The sequence below is a fragment of the Sinorhizobium fredii genome (genome assembly GCF_002944405.1).
GTDB lineage: Bacteria > Pseudomonadota > Alphaproteobacteria > Rhizobiales > Rhizobiaceae > Sinorhizobium > Sinorhizobium fredii_C.
Window position 1 is genome coordinate 98,898 of record NZ_CP024310.1, and the last position, 16,082, is coordinate 114,979.

Annotated in this window: 12 protein-coding genes and 1 pseudogene; 11 read left to right on the plus strand and 2 right to left on the minus strand. The window is 57.3% G+C overall.

Annotated elements, in window-relative coordinates; translation table 11 throughout:
- Positions 1 to 33 precede the first annotated feature (33 nt).
- The 7 genes from NXT3_RS24070 to NXT3_RS24100 all read left to right on the plus strand — a co-directional run bounded on the left by NXT3_RS24070 (position 34) and on the right by NXT3_RS24100 (position 10,253).
- Positions 34 to 1,164 (plus strand): RHE_PE00001 family protein, encoded by a 1,131-nt coding sequence (locus tag NXT3_RS24070; protein WP_104840734.1) that lies wholly within the window; start codon positions 34 to 36, stop codon positions 1,162 to 1,164.
- Positions 1,149 to 2,273 carry an ABC-three component system protein gene (locus NXT3_RS24075; RefSeq protein WP_158665411.1) on the plus strand — a complete coding sequence of 375 codons (1,125 nt, stop codon included), beginning with the start codon at positions 1,149 to 1,151 and terminating at the stop codon, positions 2,271 to 2,273. Before NXT3_RS24070 ends, NXT3_RS24075 begins: the two co-directional genes overlap by 16 nt.
- Entirely contained in the window at positions 2,251 to 2,499 is a 249-nt protein-coding gene (locus NXT3_RS24080) for an ABC-three component system middle component 8 (protein WP_158665412.1), read from the plus strand. Before NXT3_RS24075 ends, NXT3_RS24080 begins: the two co-directional genes overlap by 23 nt.
- Before the next feature lie 2 nt (positions 2,500 to 2,501).
- Complete coding sequence (locus tag NXT3_RS24085; protein WP_104840737.1) at positions 2,502 to 4,310, plus strand: DUF2326 domain-containing protein; 1,809 nt, start codon at positions 2,502 to 2,504, stop codon at positions 4,308 to 4,310.
- Between the two features lie 20 nt (positions 4,311 to 4,330).
- On the plus strand, positions 4,331 to 5,125 hold the full coding sequence (locus NXT3_RS24090) for a hypothetical protein (RefSeq protein WP_158665413.1): 795 nt from the start codon (positions 4,331 to 4,333) through the stop codon (positions 5,123 to 5,125).
- Positions 5,118 to 8,378: a DEAD/DEAH box helicase gene (locus NXT3_RS24095; protein ID WP_104840739.1), complete on the plus strand. Its 3,261-nt coding sequence runs from the start codon at positions 5,118 to 5,120 to the stop codon at positions 8,376 to 8,378. The genes NXT3_RS24090 and NXT3_RS24095 overlap by 8 nt, the downstream gene beginning before the upstream one ends.
- Positions 8,379 to 8,627: 249 nt before the next feature.
- Complete coding sequence (locus NXT3_RS24100; RefSeq protein ID WP_104840740.1) at positions 8,628 to 10,253, plus strand: coiled-coil domain-containing protein; 1,626 nt, start codon at positions 8,628 to 8,630, stop codon at positions 10,251 to 10,253.
- 40 nt (positions 10,254 to 10,293) lie between these two features.
- Here NXT3_RS24100 and NXT3_RS24105 read toward each other — a convergent pair whose 3' ends face one another.
- Complete coding sequence (locus NXT3_RS24105; protein ID WP_104840741.1) at positions 10,294 to 10,908, minus strand: poly-gamma-glutamate hydrolase family protein; 615 nt, start codon at positions 10,906 to 10,908, stop codon at positions 10,294 to 10,296.
- Between the two features lie 364 nt (positions 10,909 to 11,272).
- Here NXT3_RS24105 and NXT3_RS24110 point away from each other — a divergent pair, with 364 nt between their 5' ends.
- Genes NXT3_RS24110 through NXT3_RS24125 form a run of 4 tightly spaced genes read left to right on the plus strand, consistent with a single transcriptional unit; the run spans position 11,273 to position 14,706 of the window.
- A complete protein-coding gene (locus NXT3_RS24110; RefSeq protein WP_210207163.1) occupies positions 11,273 to 11,554 on the plus strand; it encodes a hypothetical protein in 282 nt (93 codons plus the stop codon).
- Positions 11,551 to 12,936, plus strand: coding sequence for a 7-cyano-7-deazaguanine synthase (locus NXT3_RS24115; protein WP_104840743.1), 1,386 nt, complete (start codon positions 11,551 to 11,553; stop codon positions 12,934 to 12,936). The genes NXT3_RS24110 and NXT3_RS24115 overlap by 4 nt, the downstream gene beginning before the upstream one ends.
- Complete coding sequence (locus tag NXT3_RS24120; protein WP_104840744.1) at positions 12,933 to 14,114, plus strand: ImmA/IrrE family metallo-endopeptidase; 1,182 nt, start codon at positions 12,933 to 12,935, stop codon at positions 14,112 to 14,114. The genes NXT3_RS24115 and NXT3_RS24120 overlap by 4 nt, the downstream gene beginning before the upstream one ends.
- A complete protein-coding gene (locus NXT3_RS24125) occupies positions 14,089 to 14,706 on the plus strand; it encodes a PIN domain-containing protein (protein ID WP_104840745.1) in 618 nt (205 codons plus the stop codon). The genes NXT3_RS24120 and NXT3_RS24125 overlap by 26 nt, the downstream gene beginning before the upstream one ends.
- A gap of 9 nt (positions 14,707 to 14,715) precedes the next feature.
- Here the strand turns inward: NXT3_RS24125 and dinB are convergent.
- Positions 14,716 to 15,830, minus strand: a pseudogene (gene dinB, locus NXT3_RS24130) (DNA polymerase IV).
- Positions 15,831 to 16,082: the final 252 nt, after the last annotated feature.

Sequence of the window (16,082 nt, forward strand, 5' to 3'; positions counted from 1 at the left end):
AGTTCCTTTAGCAAATTGTTTACCATAAAATCAATGGCTTACGACATCTCGAAAATCAGCATGAGTGACCTGATGCGGCCGGCTTTCGACGCCGGTGTCGCGCTCACGCGGCTGGACGAGCGCGTCGTCCGCTCGCCGGTCGGAAGCGGGTGGATCGAGCGACAAAATTTCGCCGACGCCTGCGCTTCGCTGTGGATCGACGGCGAACTCGTGCATCTCGAAGACCTCGTCCTCCACGACGCTTTTCGCGACACCCGCACCCCGACCCACGAACTGACAATCGCCCGCGACGTTTTAAAAACCCGCCGGCGCATTGGGGCACAGTTGCCCGGGTGGGCGTTGTCCGCAGAGGGTATCCGAACCTTGCGACAGACGTCGGACATCAACTCGATCGGTGCTGAGGCGGCGGAGCCGGTCGGTACCATTCTGCCTCCGGCCGCGAACGAAGCGAAAGGGGAGGGGGACGATGGTGATGATCCGGAAAATCTTCCGGGTGTCGACTATGCTGCTATCGACGCGTTGCTCGCCCGGTCGGAGGCTGCGATCAAGAGTGCCACACGGCCCGGCCGTGCCAGTGCTCAGGATAAAGATCCGATGATCTACGATCTCGACTGGGACGAGGATGCCCGGCTCGACGAATGGCGCGGCGTACTGCGCCAGGCCGAAGACCTGCCGGCGATACTGCAGGCCATTGTTGCTCTCGATGCCTGGAACGAGCTTTCCGTGCTTCAGCACGCCCCTTGGCTCGGCCGGCTGTTTTGCGCCTCGATCATGCGTCAGGCCGGCATAACGTCGGGCGCGCATCTGGCCGCAATCAATCTCGGCCTGAAAACCATCCCCGTCGATCGGCGCCGGCATCGTCATCGCGAAACTCGGTTGCTCGCCATCGCCGAGGCACTGCTTGCGGCAGCCGAGATTGGCTTGCAAGAGCATGACCGGCTGACGCTGGCGAAAACCATGATGGACCGAAAGCTTGAGGGGCGGCGGACATCCTCAAAATTGCCGGAGCTGGTCGAGCTCGTTATGGCAAAACCGTTGGTGTCGGCCGGGATGGTAGCGAAGACACTCGAGGTTACGCCGCAGGCGGCGCGGCGGATCGTTTTGGAGCTCGGCCTCAGAGAGATGACGGGGAGGGGGAGGTTTCGGGCATGGGGAGTGATCTAATGCTAAGCGGAGAAGAAACACGATGGTTCGGTCGAATTAGCGGCATCGGCTTCGCTCAGTCGTTGCAAAGACGAATGGCCTTAGATAGTCCGATACCGTTAGAATTATCTTCAACTTTTGTTTGCATTCCTATCTCCATGCTGCCACGCGATTATAGACTGCACGAACTGAACGAAGACGAGTTCGAGAAACTTGTCGTCCGCATTTGCGTGCGTTGGCTCGGAGAAGGTGTCACTCCATTCGCCCGCGGACGGGATGGCGGGCGAGATGGTAAATTCAACGGTACCGCCAGCGCGTTTCCGAGTCCGGCTTCCCCGTTGTCAGGGCACGTCGTCTTGCAGGCGAAACACACAAGTGCGCCAAATAGGTCATGCTCGGACCCCGACTTTGCAACGCTTCTCGGCAAGGAGCACCCCAAGATCGAGCGATTGCACGGCGAGGGCATTTGTGACCACTACCTTGTCTTCACCAATCGGAAATATTCTGGTGGCGCCGACGAAAAGTACATGAAGGATCTGCTGGCCTTCGGCGTTTCGTCGGCGCACATTATCGGTGTGGACCGACTTCATATTGCATTGGATGACTTTGCCGATATCCGGGAAACGTTGCCTAACCGGCTTGATCCATCGCCGTTCCGCTTTGATCCCGACGACCTGGTCGAGGTAATCGGCGCGCTGAGCGCCTATACGAAAGATGACGGGGAAAGCGCATTTCAGAGCGCCTTCGATTTCGAAAAGCTCAAAATGCCGTTGAAAAACAAATTAAACGGCGTCTCTGATGATTATTATCAGCAGGTGATTGTCGCTCAATCTATGCCACACTTCGAGCGTGTTGCACAGTTTTTGTTGAACCCGCGTAACCAGGAATTTGCCGCGCTTTACCACGACGCGGCGGATGAGTTGAAACAGAAGATCATCACAAAACGCACCCAGTTTGGAGCGTTCGATGACATCTTCCTGTTTATGTACGAGCAGATCCAGCAGAAGCGCGACGTTCTCAGGGGAAAGCGGCGGCTGATATCGATCTTGCTGCACTATATGTATTTTAACTGCGATATCGGGATCAAGCAGGTAGAAAGGAGCGCCGATGTCGTCCATGCTGACGCCTAAGAAGCACCTGAATCTCGATACCTCGCTGTTGCGGGTTTTTTCTTTAATTCTGCGGGAACTGCAAAAGCGCGGCGTCTGCGAGTTTGAGAAATTGCGTTCCTACGTGATCCGCCGGGTCGGTCCGGATGGTGAGCTTTCGTTTATGCCGGCGCTCGATCTGCTTTTTCTGCTTGGGCGGGCAGAGTATCATCTCAAAAATGATACGCTCGAATACAAGGCGGACTGATTATGCAACTCAGTCGGCTGTATTCGAACTTCCCGGATATCCTTTCTCCCATCGTCTTCAATCACGGGGTTGATGCCAATCACCTCAACGTGGTGCTTGGCGAGGTCAAGCACCCGAAAGATCAAAAGAAGGATTCGCACAATCTCGGTAAGACCACCCTTTTGCATCTGATCGATTTCATCATGCTGAAGGGCTGGCGGCAGGATAACTTCCTGTACCGGCATCGGGATCGGTTTGGAGACTTCGTCTTTTATCTGGAAATCGCCCTTAACAGCGGTGGCTATGCGACGATCAAGAGAAGTGTCGCAACCCCGACCCGAGTTGCGCTATCGAGACATGAAAATCCAGACGCGGATTTCAGTGATGCCGCTGACGATGCCTGGGACCACCCGGATCTGCCGATAGATGAAGCCATTAAGTTGCTAGATGCGTGGCTAGACCTGCGCACGCTGAAGCCATACGACTATCGCAAAGCGATCACTTATTTCTTGCGCGCGCAGGGTGATTGGACTGATGAGCTGCAGTTGCAGAAGTTTCAGGCCGGCCGCGACCTGTATTGGAAGCCGTTCGTTGCGCACCTCTTCGGTTTTGACCAGAAGCCGATAGTCCGCAAGTACGAACTCGACGAGCTCATTCAGAAGCTCCATGAAAAACAGAGCGCGCAGCAGGCCGAGGTGCAATTCAAGGAAGAGGACCTTCCGAAGCTCACGGCCGAGCTCGGTGTCCTCCACCAGCACGTCGAGGACCTCGAGGCGCAGCTTGACGCCTTCAGGTTCGATGATGAAGAACGCCGGTTGATGCGAGAGCTCGTCGAGACAATCGAGAACAAGATCGCTGAGCTGAATCAGCAGATTTACGACGCACGGTACGATATCGGCCAGATCGACACTTCGCTCAGCCACAAGGACAAATTCGACTTGGGCGAGGTCGAGGCGATTTTCAATGAGGCGCAGCTTCATTTCCCTTCCCAGCTTAAAAAGCAGTACGGGGAATTGGTGGAATTCAAAAAGAAGGTCACTCAGGAACGGAATGCCGCTCTTCGCAAGCGTCGAAAAGAGCTGGAGGCGGTATTGTCGTCAGCCGAGGGGCGAAAGGCAGAGCTGGACGCGCAACGGGTCCAACGCCTGAAGGTTCTCCGCTCGACCGATACATTCGATAAATTCAAAGCTCTTCAGAAGGACGTTGCCCAGCAGCGTGCGCAACTCGTCTACTTGGAGGAACAGCGCAAGAAGCTTGAGGCTGTCGCCGACACAGCGCGTCAGGTTAGAGGGGCGGAGAGGGATCGGGGCAAGGTTGTCGACGAGATCAAAGCGATGCTTGCGAAGCCGACAGTCATCTACGAGCGCTTCACCCGCGTTTTCAACGAATACTGCCAGAAGGTCCTAAACCACGAAGGCATCTTCTTCTTTCAGGTCAATTCTAACAACAATCTGGATTACAAAATCAGCTTGGGTCTGGCTGGCCAGAAGGGTGTGGCGTCAAGCCAAGGTGAAGGCACGAGCTATAAGAAGCTTATCTGCGCCCTCTTCGATCTCGCCCTGCTTCGAGTTTACGAGGATATCCCGTTCTTCCATTTCGTATATCACGACGGGATGATGGAAGCCCTCGACGATCGGAAAAAGCTGGCTTTCTTGGATGTCGTTCGCGATCAGGTTTCCAGGAAGAAGCTGCAGTACATCATGACCGTCATCGCATCCGACCTTCCACGTAACGACAAAGGCCGTGTTGTGGCATTCGCAGATGATGAAATCGTCTTGCGGCTCGATGATAATGGTCCAGGTGGGCGGCTGTTCAAGATGGCAGAGTTCTAGATTTTAAAACCGGGGGGAAGATGACATTAACGGTAGTGCCTACAGCGGTGTTGCCGCAATGCATGGGCTCGGTTTGGACGATTGCTGACGTTGATGCGCTAGCCGAGGTGTGCGCGCAGATTCTGATTGGCCGTGCCCTCCATGCGGCGATGATTCTTGATGGCTCGCGCCCCGCAGGTGATCCACCAATCATCACCGCGACGCTTAAGAACAAGCTGCAGGCCGAGCTTCATCCTCAGACCGATCCCAAGATCTGGCACCGTGATGGCTTGCTCTTTGAAATCATAAGCTGGGTCGCCGCGAAACTTGTCGCAACGCCTTACGAAGCAATCTCCGATCCCCATTTGAAGGCAACCAACCAAGGTACCGACTGCGTTAAAGTGTCGATCGATCCGGTGACGCGTACACTCAGTCAGGCCACCGTCTACGAATATAAATGCACTACCAACTGGCGGAAACTGTTCTCTGGAGACGTTCTTCAAGCTTTCCGTGAATATGTCTCAGGCGAACGCGACAACCAACTGGCGCAGGCCGCCATCACGCTCTTGACAGAGCTCGGTTTGACTCGCGAAGAGCGCAACGCCGCTTACGACGATTTGATCCGTGCCCGACCGCTCTCTTTCCAGGCATCCCTAACAGTAGCGCCGAGCGGTTTTGGTGCTGCCGAGCGGCTTGCGCTTTTTACGGGCTATGACGCGATCGGGGGAGAAGTCGCCACACGCAACGGCAACACAATGCCGCTCGATGACGTCCGAGATTGGTTTGCCGGCTTCGCCGCCCTTGTCTGGGCAAAGATTGAGGCTTTTGATGTTTGACGCTGAAACCGCCGCGCTAATACGCTCGGCGCCGCCGCTTCGCGGTGTCGATCCGCAAACCTTGCCCCAAGAACTCACAGGTATCTATGCCGAGCTCGCAGGTCTTCGCTTGCGAGCCGCGCAGCTCGCAGAGGCGCCCGACTACCTCACGCAGATCGAGCGCCTCGCCCGGATCGCGGCAGTCTATGAGGCGCAGGTCGACGACACTATCGATGGTGAGACCCGCCGCGCCGCCGCTTTCGTCGCCGGAACCGCATATCAGATCCTTGGTCGTGTCATACCCGTTGCCACCGATCGCGAAGCCTTCCTAAGCGCGGGCGCTATCCATCCGCGCATCGCCGCACCCTTGCTGTTCCTGATTGCTGAACAGAGTCCGGATGCCCGTGAAGCCGCGTACGGCCTTGGCGTAGGTCGTCTTGGCGATATTCATCGGGGTGCCCTGCTTGAAAGCATCCAGGATTTGGCACTGGAGCGGTTTACCTCAATCCTCGAGCGCGCCGAGCGCCTTGTACGGCTACAACCATCTCCTGACGGCGATCTGACCGAACAGGCGACCCAGGGGCTTTACGGTCTTTGCTGGGCGGGGCTTGTCCAACTCGTAGCGCGTCTGCTCGATCAGCCGCCGCCAGCGCTAGCGTACCCGCTACGTGAGACGCCGCAGGCGTTGTTCGATCGTGTTACTCAATTGGCGATTGCCGACTTCACCCCGGCCGCGGCCAGCGCCAGGTTGGTCTCGGCATATGCCGGCCCTCGGCACCTCGCGCGCTTGCTGCGCCACGTCGCGGATGGACTCGAAGGGGCAGGCATAGCAAATCTCCCAACGCCAGCAGGTGCGGCAGAACCCGCCTGGAGGCGCTGGCTCCGCCACCGTGCTGTCACTAAGCCCACTCTATGGCGCAACCACCGGCAGGCAGCGGCGACAGGCTTTCTTGATGCCGGAACATCCGCTGTGCTGGTGCTTCCAACCGGAGCTGGAAAGACGACTCTTTCTGAACTAAAGATTGCTGCAACGCTTAGCGCTGGTCGCAAGGTGATTTTCCTTGTGCCGACACTCGCATTGGTCGACCAGCTCCGCGATGATCTTTCCAACAGTTTCCCGAAGAGTCTTGCCAACTACCAAGTTTCAGCAGATGGCGACCTTGTCGCCCTCATATCAGGTCCAGAACTCGGTTCGATCGAGGTGATGACACCCGAGCGTCTTCTCGCAATGCTCAGTTTCGCTGACACCGATGTTGCGGAGCTCGGCCTCATCGTTTTCGACGAATGTCACCTATTGAGCCCAGCGGGTGGCGGCGCTCGCAGCGTTGATGCCATGTTGTGCCTGCTTCATGCGCTTCGACGTGCCCCGCAGGCCGACTTTCTGCTCCTTTCGGCAATGTTGCAGAACGCTTCCGATGTGGCCGACTGGCTCGCACAGCTTTCCGGACGGCGTTGCGTCAACTTTCTCGATCCGTGGAAGCCTAGTCGCCAGGCGCGCGGCGTAGCGATCTATTCCAAGAATCAACTCGACTGGGCTCACGGCACTGTCCGTGCCGCCAAAATCGCGGAACGATACGGCCAACAGATTAATAAGCCGCCGCTTGATCTGACACCTTTTGCCTTGTTCGGGCTGCACAGCGCATGGGCGAGGAACGCACCACAAGATCGCCGGATCATCCGACTCTCCGATGGCACCGTGCCACTCAGTTACGGCGTCACCGGTGCGACGCCAAATTCCAACACGGTCGGCGCCTCCTTTGCCGCGAGTGCGGCACGGGCCGGTCTCAAGACCATCATGTTCGTTAACCAGGCTGATCATGCCCCATCGACCGCGAGAAAGATCAAAGCTGGGATCCCTGCGGTTGGCGCGCTGACTGAACTTGAGAACGCCCTATGGCAGGAGATCATTGCTGAATTTGGCGGGGCGCAACATTCATTGATCGACCCAGCCGCGCCAGCTTTGCCCCATAATGGCGATATGATTTCCATTGAGCGACGTCTGGCCGAGTCGCTGTTCCGCAAGCGTGACGGCGCCAGTGTGATCGTCGCTACGCCGACGCTTGCCCAAGGGATGAACCTCCCTGCCGAGGTTGCGATCCTAGCTGGAACAATGCGCCACGATGAAGACGGGCGCGAGCCCCTCAAAGGTCACGAGATTCTCAATGCCGCCGGCCGGGCGGGCCGCGCCGGCCATCTCGCAAACGGCACTGTTTTGATGATTCCAGAGCCGCCGGTATCGTTCGACGCAAACTGGATACCAACGGGTGAAGCATTCGCTATGCTGGCGAAGGTCCTGCCTGCCAACGACCAGTGCGTCATGATTGACGATCCGCTGACGACGCTGCTCGACCGGATCCAGCTCGGTGATGTCAACAGCCCAGAGGTTCGCTATTTCCTCAGCCGGCTGAGGGCCGGAGAGAGCGAGGAAGCGGATCCTGATCGCCCCCTCGAAATGATGAACCGATCCTTCGCAGCCTTCCAGGCTCGAAAGGCGGGTGCTGCGGCAGCGTTTGACGTCAAGCTCGTGTCGTTGAAAGTCGCGCTTGACGCCGACGCCCAGGCTGCCGAAGCCTCGACTGTGAAGATTGCAGCCTTCAGCGGCATGCAACTCGAGCCCCTGACTGCGCTCGCCTTGAAGATCGCGGCCGAGATCGATGCGCTGCCGACCACGATCCTCGGTTGGTGCGACTGGCTGGTCGATTTTCTGATCGCGGATCGCGCAAGCTATGCACTGCTGTTCGGCGGTGATGTCGAGACGGTAAAAGCTGTCACCCGAGGCAAGAAGACCGGAGGCGACAGCACCGACGCCGAGATCGCGTTGCTCAAGCCAGCTCTGCGCGCCTGGTTGACGGGCGCGCCGTTCGCGTCAATCGAGGAGGCGCTTGGTGTCGCCCAGCCAAGGATCAAGACCTGCAAACGCTCGCGCGATTTCGTGCTGAAGCTGATGAATCGGCGCTTCTACATGATCGCTGGCGCGCTGACTGCTCTGGTCCAGAACGCTCTCCAGGAGGCTGGGAAGGAGACCGCCAATCCAGCGGCATTAGAGGTACTGTCGGTGGCGGTGCGCAAAGGTCTCGATTCGCCGGACAAAGTAGCATTCGCACATCGGTCCACGTCGATTCGTTCTCGTGTCATCATCCACCGCTCATATGCAGATCGCTTTCCCAATCGACAGGATCAGATAGGTGCGGACTTTCAGACCATCCTGCGGTCGATCGACGCGCATCTCGCGTTCGGGGGCCTTCCACATATCTTCCCGCCAATACAGACATAAGAAATTGAGGGCTTCACGCCGGCCATCAGGCGCCAAAGTTGCGTCGCCCAGAGGCGCTCTGGACAACAACCCGTTCCTAGATGTCCGAGGGGACTTTGCTGCAATTGGCCTACACCGCACCACTGCTCATTCCGCGCCGATCGAGAGCTGCAACGGTATTGATATCGATTGCGTGACAGGCCAAGCATGCCTTTGCATTCGACGCTTGACCACACCAACCGTCAATTTGATGAAATTGAGTGAATAGTGATGTCAATTAACGAAGCAATTGAGGATTTGCTTGACAAGCTCCAGGCTGCGAAAGCGAAGCTCGATCCTGTCCTTTCCAGTCTTGCAAAGGCGCGCAACGCGTATCTTAAGGAACCGACATCGGCTACAAAGGCGGCGCTCGACCAGATTCAAGCCGAAGCTACAGACCTTCACGAAGAGTTTAGTCGGTTCGTAGCTCTCATCCCCGAGGTTACTGGCTTGTCACAGGATGACCTCGATGAGCTTGCGCGAGAAAAGAGGCGAAGCGGCCGTGTCGAAAACCGGCTGGCGCGCGAATCCTTGACCAAGAGCGAAGTCGGCCCCACGGCGTGGATCGAGGACTACCTCGGCGATGCCGTCGAGCGGGTAAAGAGCCTGCTCCCGCGAGGTTGGCTTGAGGAAGAGCCGAGATATGCCAGCCAGATCAATTCGCTTGCGGGGGCCGACGGATATCTTTCTCTCACAAAAGGGCTTCGGCCGGAAAGCGAGGCACATCCGCTCCACCGCCTGCGGCAGGCGATCTACGTCGCTGAAGATTTCCTGGAGGACAGGCCCTTTTACGACCAATTCGCGGGATCATTTCTTGTCCCAGCACTGACGAGATTTGCAATCCAGGGCCCGAACCTGAAGCATGTCGGCGGAGAACGAAACGAGCGCTTGGACCACCTTTGGAAGGGCCCTAGCCGACAGGTTGACGCCACTTTTTTTGAACTGCTCACTGCGGCTGGCTGCGCCGAGATCGGGCGCGCGGTCGAGTTTATACCGGCTACATTTGAGAAATCTCCCGACATCCGGTGCCATGATCCATATCCGCTCGTGATCGAGTGTAAGAAGCAGGAGTCGCTATCAAAATACGAGGCAGCGGAAGAGGCAATTATGCGGCGACTGTTCTTGTTGCTGCGGGTCGCCGCGCGCCGACATGGGCTCTACGGGACTTTTCACGTCGAGCTGACGACAGAAGCAGGAGCAATCGATGCTGAGGAAATAGTTCGCCGCTTGGTCAGTCAACGCCTCCTTCCCAACCCCGCTCGCCGACTGACGTATCCTTGGGGCAATGTCTCGTTCCGACCTTCCCCGCGGAGGATCTCGCTTCCCGATTCAACGCGGATATATAGCCCGAACATGCTGAAGTTCTTGTTCGATTGGGACAGCGATCTCCCGGCTTGGGACGGGATCTGCTGCTCGATCGATACCAGAGGCGAACCTTTTATTGACGAAGCACTCGAACCCCTTGCCTTGCTATGGCGAAATGACTCCGAGGTAGCGTTGACGCGACGATCCTGGGCTCCGGCCAATCTTTTTGCGAAAGCGTCACTCCAGATTCCACCGGGTGAGTTCGGGATCATCTATGTCAGTTATATGGAGGGTGCGAGGGCGCAGGTCGCTGATATGCGACAGGCAGCATTTGCTGATCGGCTCCGGGCTTTCGAACATTCCGGAAAGGTTCGTATACCTATTTCACTTCTGGTGCGGCTTTATCCGAGACCGCTCGATCATGGGCAACCAGATTTGATCGAGAGCAACGTTCGCTACTTGAGCGCCGAATACGGTGACGCCGAGCTATTTGAGCGCTTCCCTCAGATGATTTTCACGCACAATGACTTTGAGGATGACCAAGGGGGGTGAGATCCGCTTGCTCAGGAAATTGAGATTTGCATCAGTTGTACTACAGCATCTCACCGATTGCCTGCCGGATTGCCACCGCGAAATCAGTGACGGTTGAAGCCTTAGACTCCTGCCGTTCACGGGCGATAGGATCTCTTAGGCCACGTGAAATCTCGAGCTGGACGCCCATTCCCAGCCGCCCGCGATTGCAGATATTGTCCCGGCTAACACCCTGAAGTTCCGGGTTTGGGTGCGTCGCGAATGTGAACCCCATCTTCGCGAGCTGCGCCTGTATCCGCGACGCAAGGGCCTGATGACGCCCGCCGATATAGACGATCTCTTCCGCTCCTCGGCATCCATGCAAAGCGATGGCGAAGTCGCAATTTCGGACAAGAGCATCACCCTTTGGCTCATCAAATCTTGACGAGGTGATGTGAAGGTCTGCATTGCCATCTCGCTTGATCCACTCGAAGACATAATAGCTGAGATCCTCGCCGGCCACGCTTTGAGTTAGCTCCGATGTTCCCGGTTCGATTTTGCCGCCGTGCGGCGCGATGATGCAGGCGGCGCTGCCCCGATCGACGACTTTCACTCGATAAGCGCTAACGGCTTCCCGGGCCTTTAGCTCTTCAAAACTCGAATAACATGCGAATCCTCCGGTTGCGGTGGCCTGCATTTTCGTCTCAGAAGAGAACTTGACATGTCAGAGCAAAAATATCAACCTATCTGACATTAGGAGATTCGAATGAGCGATGGCCCTCACAAAAGCCTGCCACTTCGTCCCCGTTGGAGGGAGGTGGCCAAGCGTGCCTCAAAAGATGCGTTTGATCGATCGGCCATTCAAGAGGTGCTCGAGCCTGCACTTCTCGGCGATTGCCGCGCCGAGCTCCCGACCTCTCTCACGAGACGTGTTCTTGCGGTTTTGGAGGGGACGGATCTCCTGTCACGGCTCCCGGATGGGCAAATCGGACAACTCCGTGTGATGCGGGATGATCCCGTGTCTCAATCCGCTTGGTGCGAGCCTCATCGAATGTTCGATGATGTCTGTCGCTCAAGGTTTGACGGGGAAGGCGGCATTTCTTGACGCAGCAGAAACCGCGCTTCTGGAGCGTTCGGTCAACAATGCGCGAACCACGGAAGAGCACTTTCGCGACAAGGGAACCCGCAACCAAGACATCAAAATTCGTAGGCGGATGAGCGAAGCTATCGAGACGAGCGATTGCTTTTCCCGCATCGCGCGGTCGCTGGCCGGCGTCTCCGATGTCACTATTTCGCGCCGCGCACCGGTTCATGATGGTCTAGATGAGGGGCCTCCACTATGAGCGTGAACGTTTTGCAAGGCGAACGGCCTATCGGCCGCATTGCAGTGCTCGAACCGAAGGCGCCTGCCGTCGAGGGCTGGACTGCGGTCGAGATCGGCAAACAGATCAAGTTCAAAATGAAAGATCTCAACCGGTACCGCAATCGCAACTGGGATGCCCGCGTCTACGATTGTCTTGTGATCGCTGCCGCTGTCGAATTCTGCGACCGCAGCCTCCAGCGTCCGGCCTGGGGATGGACGCGGCAATTCCAGATCATGCTGCCTGTTCATGACGTCACGCTCTGGAATTCACCGGAGGTGGCAGCAGCGTTGGTGTCTGCTTTGAAATTCCTGACCGGCGACGAATGGGATCTAACGTTTTACGCCCGCCGTGAGGTTGCCGACGAGATTGATGGGCAATCCCGGCTGTTCGACTGGTTCGACGGATCCAAAACCATCGTGCCCTTCAGCAAGGGGATGGATTCCAGGGCAGTCACCGCGATGCTCGACAACGGGTCCGACAAACTCATCCGCATGCGGGTGGGATCGGATGCAAGCGATCGGCCAAAAAAAGGAAGCCGCAAGGTGCCCTTCATGGCCGTGCCCTATGAGGTGAAGCGTGGCCCGCAGCCGTTCAAGGAATCGTCAGCACGAACGCGAGGCTTCAAGTTCTCCTTGTTGAGCGGCATCGCTGCTTACCTCGTCGGAACGGACGATGTTGTCATGCCTGAAAGCGGTCAAGGAGCGCTCGGCCCTTCTTTGGTTCAGACCAGTCACGGTTACGAAGACTACCGCAACAATCCCTTGTTCCTTGGCCGGATGCAGCAGCTTCTGTTTGCGATCTTCGGACAGCAAGTCACTTTTCGACTGCCTCGCCTTTGGTACACAAAGGGCCAAACTCTGCGCGATTTCGCCGCAATGCCGGCTCATGCCGGCGAATGGTCGGCCACGTGGTCATGCTGGCAGCAGAACAGACAGGTCTCGGTCGATCGGAAGCGACGCCATTGTGGAATATGTGCGGCGTGCATGTTGCGGCGTCTCAGCGTTCACGCGGCCGGGCTCGAGGAGCGGCCTGAGGCATACGTCTGGGAAGATCTCCACGCCTTCGAATTTGAGGACGGTGCTGCGCGGAGCTTCAACAAGATAACCCCCGCGATGAGACAATATGCAATTGCAGGGGCCTTGCACCTTGATCATCTCGCCGAATTAAGGTCTTCAGCGCTGCATCGCAAACGCTTGGCTCGCTACTCCTGGCTGCTTGCGGAGGCGCTCGGAGCGACGCACGAAGACATTGAGCGGAAACTCGCTGACCTGCTCAGTCAGCATGAAATGGAATGGATGGCATTTATGAGTGATCTTGGCCCCAACTCTTTTGTCTCCAAGTGGTTGGCTTGGTCGCGATGAGCGAGTCTAGCCACCAACTTGACCCAGGAGATCTCGGCGAGCGGCTGAGAATCGCGCGAGAAAACGCGGCGAAAACTCAAGCTGAGGCCGCTGAGGCCATTGGTGTTGCCCGCACGACCCTTGTCGCTATGGAGAAGGGACAACGTCGGGTGCGTATCGGCGAAATCCAGCAACTCGCGATTCTATATGGGACGTCTGCAAACGCTCTTTTGCGAAAAGAGTCCGTCCATGTCGAGCTTGCACCGAAGTTCCGCAAGCTAGCGCAACATGAAGAGGCTCCGGTCACGGAAGCAGCGGAGCTCATGGCCAAATTGGTTCGCGCCGATGTCGAGCTTGAGAACCTCCTTGGCATCGACCACCTGCGCAATCTTCCACCTGAGCGTCGCATCCTTCCAGGAGACGTCCGTGAGCAAGCCGAACAGCATGCCTTGGAACTGCGCAACTGGCTCGGCCTTGGTCTCGCTCCGATTGCTGACATTGTCTCCGTTCTTGAGCTGCAAATGGGCGTGCGGGTGTTTGTCCGTAAACTCGGAGCGAAGATCTCTGGCCTGTTTGCCTACGACGAAACTGTCGGCGCCTGCATTCTCCTAAACGCCAATCATCCGCTCGATCGGCGAACGCAAACCGCCGCGCATGAACTTGGCCACCTCGTTTCGACCAGGATGGACATCGAAGTCAATGAGATTGATGAGCTGGAAAGCTCACGAGAGGAGAAATACGCGAACGCCTTCGGCCGCAGCTTTCTGACGCCTGCGCAGGCAGTGCGTCAGCGCTTTGCCGAGGTGACGGCCGGCGCAACCAGCCTGACGCGCCGACACGTCATCGTCCTCGCTCACCTCTTCAATGTGTCCCGTGAGGCCATGGTCCGGCGGCTTGAGGAGCTTGGCCTGACTAAGAGAGGAACCTGGGATTGGTTTGAGGCGAACGGTGGAATCACGGACGAACAGGCAGACCAAGTCCTCGGAAGGCCTCGTATCGATATTGCGCGACAGGAGGCCTCACGCCCAGTTTCGGTGCGGACTGCGTTGATGGCCTATCAGGCCTCCAAGCGGGGGATTTTGAGCGAAGGGCAAATAGCTCGGTTGTTGAACCTCGACCGGGTCGAGGTCCGTGGTATCCTGAACGATTTTGATATCGATGAGAGCGAGGCCAATGCGGCAACCTCCATTCTCGGATGATATCGATGTCTCGTTCGTCGTTGATGCGAGCGTCATCATCAACCTAAACGCGTCTGGATGCGCCGCCGAGATTATCCGTTCTCATCGGGTGATCCTTCTCTCGAGCGATGTCGTGAAAGCCGAGCTCGGCTTCGATCGCAAGAGTGGCCGTGACGACGGTGAAATGGCGGAGCGTCTCTCTGAACAGGGACTGTTGAAGTACCTATCCTTCGATGATGAGGCTGAGAGGCTATTTGAGACCTTGGTCAGCGGTTCGGCGGAAGAGACGCTCGACGATGGCGAGGCGGCCACCTTGGCGATCGCAGCCGCAACGAACACGGCGGCAGTTGTGGATGAAAAGAAAGCAATTCGGATCTCGGCCGGACGGTTTCCGGGCCTGAGGCTCTTTTCAACCACCGACCTATTGCTTGCGCCTTCAGTCGAGAGCGCCATCGGTCGGGATCGGATGGCAGATGCGGTGTTCAATGCTCTTACGGGAGCGAGAATGTCTGTTCCAGATAGGCATCATTCCCTGCTGGTCGATCTGCTCGGCGCCAGGCTCCATGAGTGCCGAAGCGTCCCGACCGGTGTCCGTCGTCTTTTGACGGTTTGAGCAGGGGGCTCACGGCGAGCCCGGTGATCTCAGTTGGCGACCGAAGTCAAGCTGCTCCTGCTGAGAAGCGCTATCTTGCTCGTTCATTAGCGATGAAAGTGTTACGCCAAGCAGGCGCACGGATCGCTTGAATGGATAGACCGAGGCGAGCAATTCCCACGCGGCTTCGAGAACATCGTCTCCACTAATGAAGGGCAGGGCGCTTGTTTTGCTCCGGGTTGCTTGTGTGAAATCCGAATATTTGATCTTCACGATGACCGTCTTCGCCCCAATGCCTTTGGACTTGCAATAGCCCCAGACCGTTTCCGCGAGCGGCCTCAGCTCCCCTATCGCGAGGTCGAGATCGTTGATGTCCTGGACGAAGGTGCCTTCTGCGCCGACCGACTTGCGGACTCGATCGGAGCGAACCTGACGTTCGTCGATACCGCGGGCGATGCCGTAGAAATAGGGACCGGACTTCCCGAAATGCTGCGTCAGGAACAACATCGACTTCGCCTTTAGATCCGCCCCTGTTTCGATGCCAAGCCGATGCATCTTTTCAGCAGTGGCTGGACCGACGCCGTGGAAGTTTTTGACTGCTAACCCCTCAACGAAGGCCGGCCCGTTCTTCGGCGTGATCACGGCCTGGCCGTTCGGCTTGTTAAGGTCAGACGCCATCTTCGCGAGAAACTTGTTGTAGGAGATGCCGGCCGAGGCGTTGAGGCCGGTCGCTGCTTTGATCCTCGCCCGGATTTCCAAGGCGATATCGGTCGCGATCGGCATGCCCTTTAAATTTTCGGTCACGTCGAGGTAGGCCTCGTCGAGCGACAAAGGTTCGATCAACACGTCGTGTACTCGGCGAAAATCTCATGGATTTGCTGTGAGACGGCGCGGTAAACGTCGAAGCGCGGTTTTACGAAAATCAGGTCCGGACACTTCCGCGCCGCCGTAACTGACGGCATCGCGGAGTGGATCCCAAAGACGCGCGCTTCGTAGCTCGCTGTTGTCAGAACACCTCGGGCGCCTACACCGCCGACCGCCACTGGCCTGCCGCGAAGCTCTGAATTATCACGCTGCTCCACCGAAGCGTAAAACGCATCCATATCCACATGAATGATTTTTCGGATCTGGGCTGATGGACTCATTTTGCTGCCCCCACGAACACAATGGAACAAAACAAGAACATATCACGTCGGCTGTAAATCGCAATGAGCTTATGCTGTTCTGCGGATGTATGATCCCGACGCCAGGGTGCGGACGTCGCTATAGGCCGCTCATCTGCGCCCCCTTGGGTCCAGGAATGCGGCCTCAACCGCGTCAGTGTAGTCCTTGACGGAGCCGCGCAGAACGTGGTCAGCCATTGCAACGAAGGTCTTGAGGCGCTCGCCATATAGGGG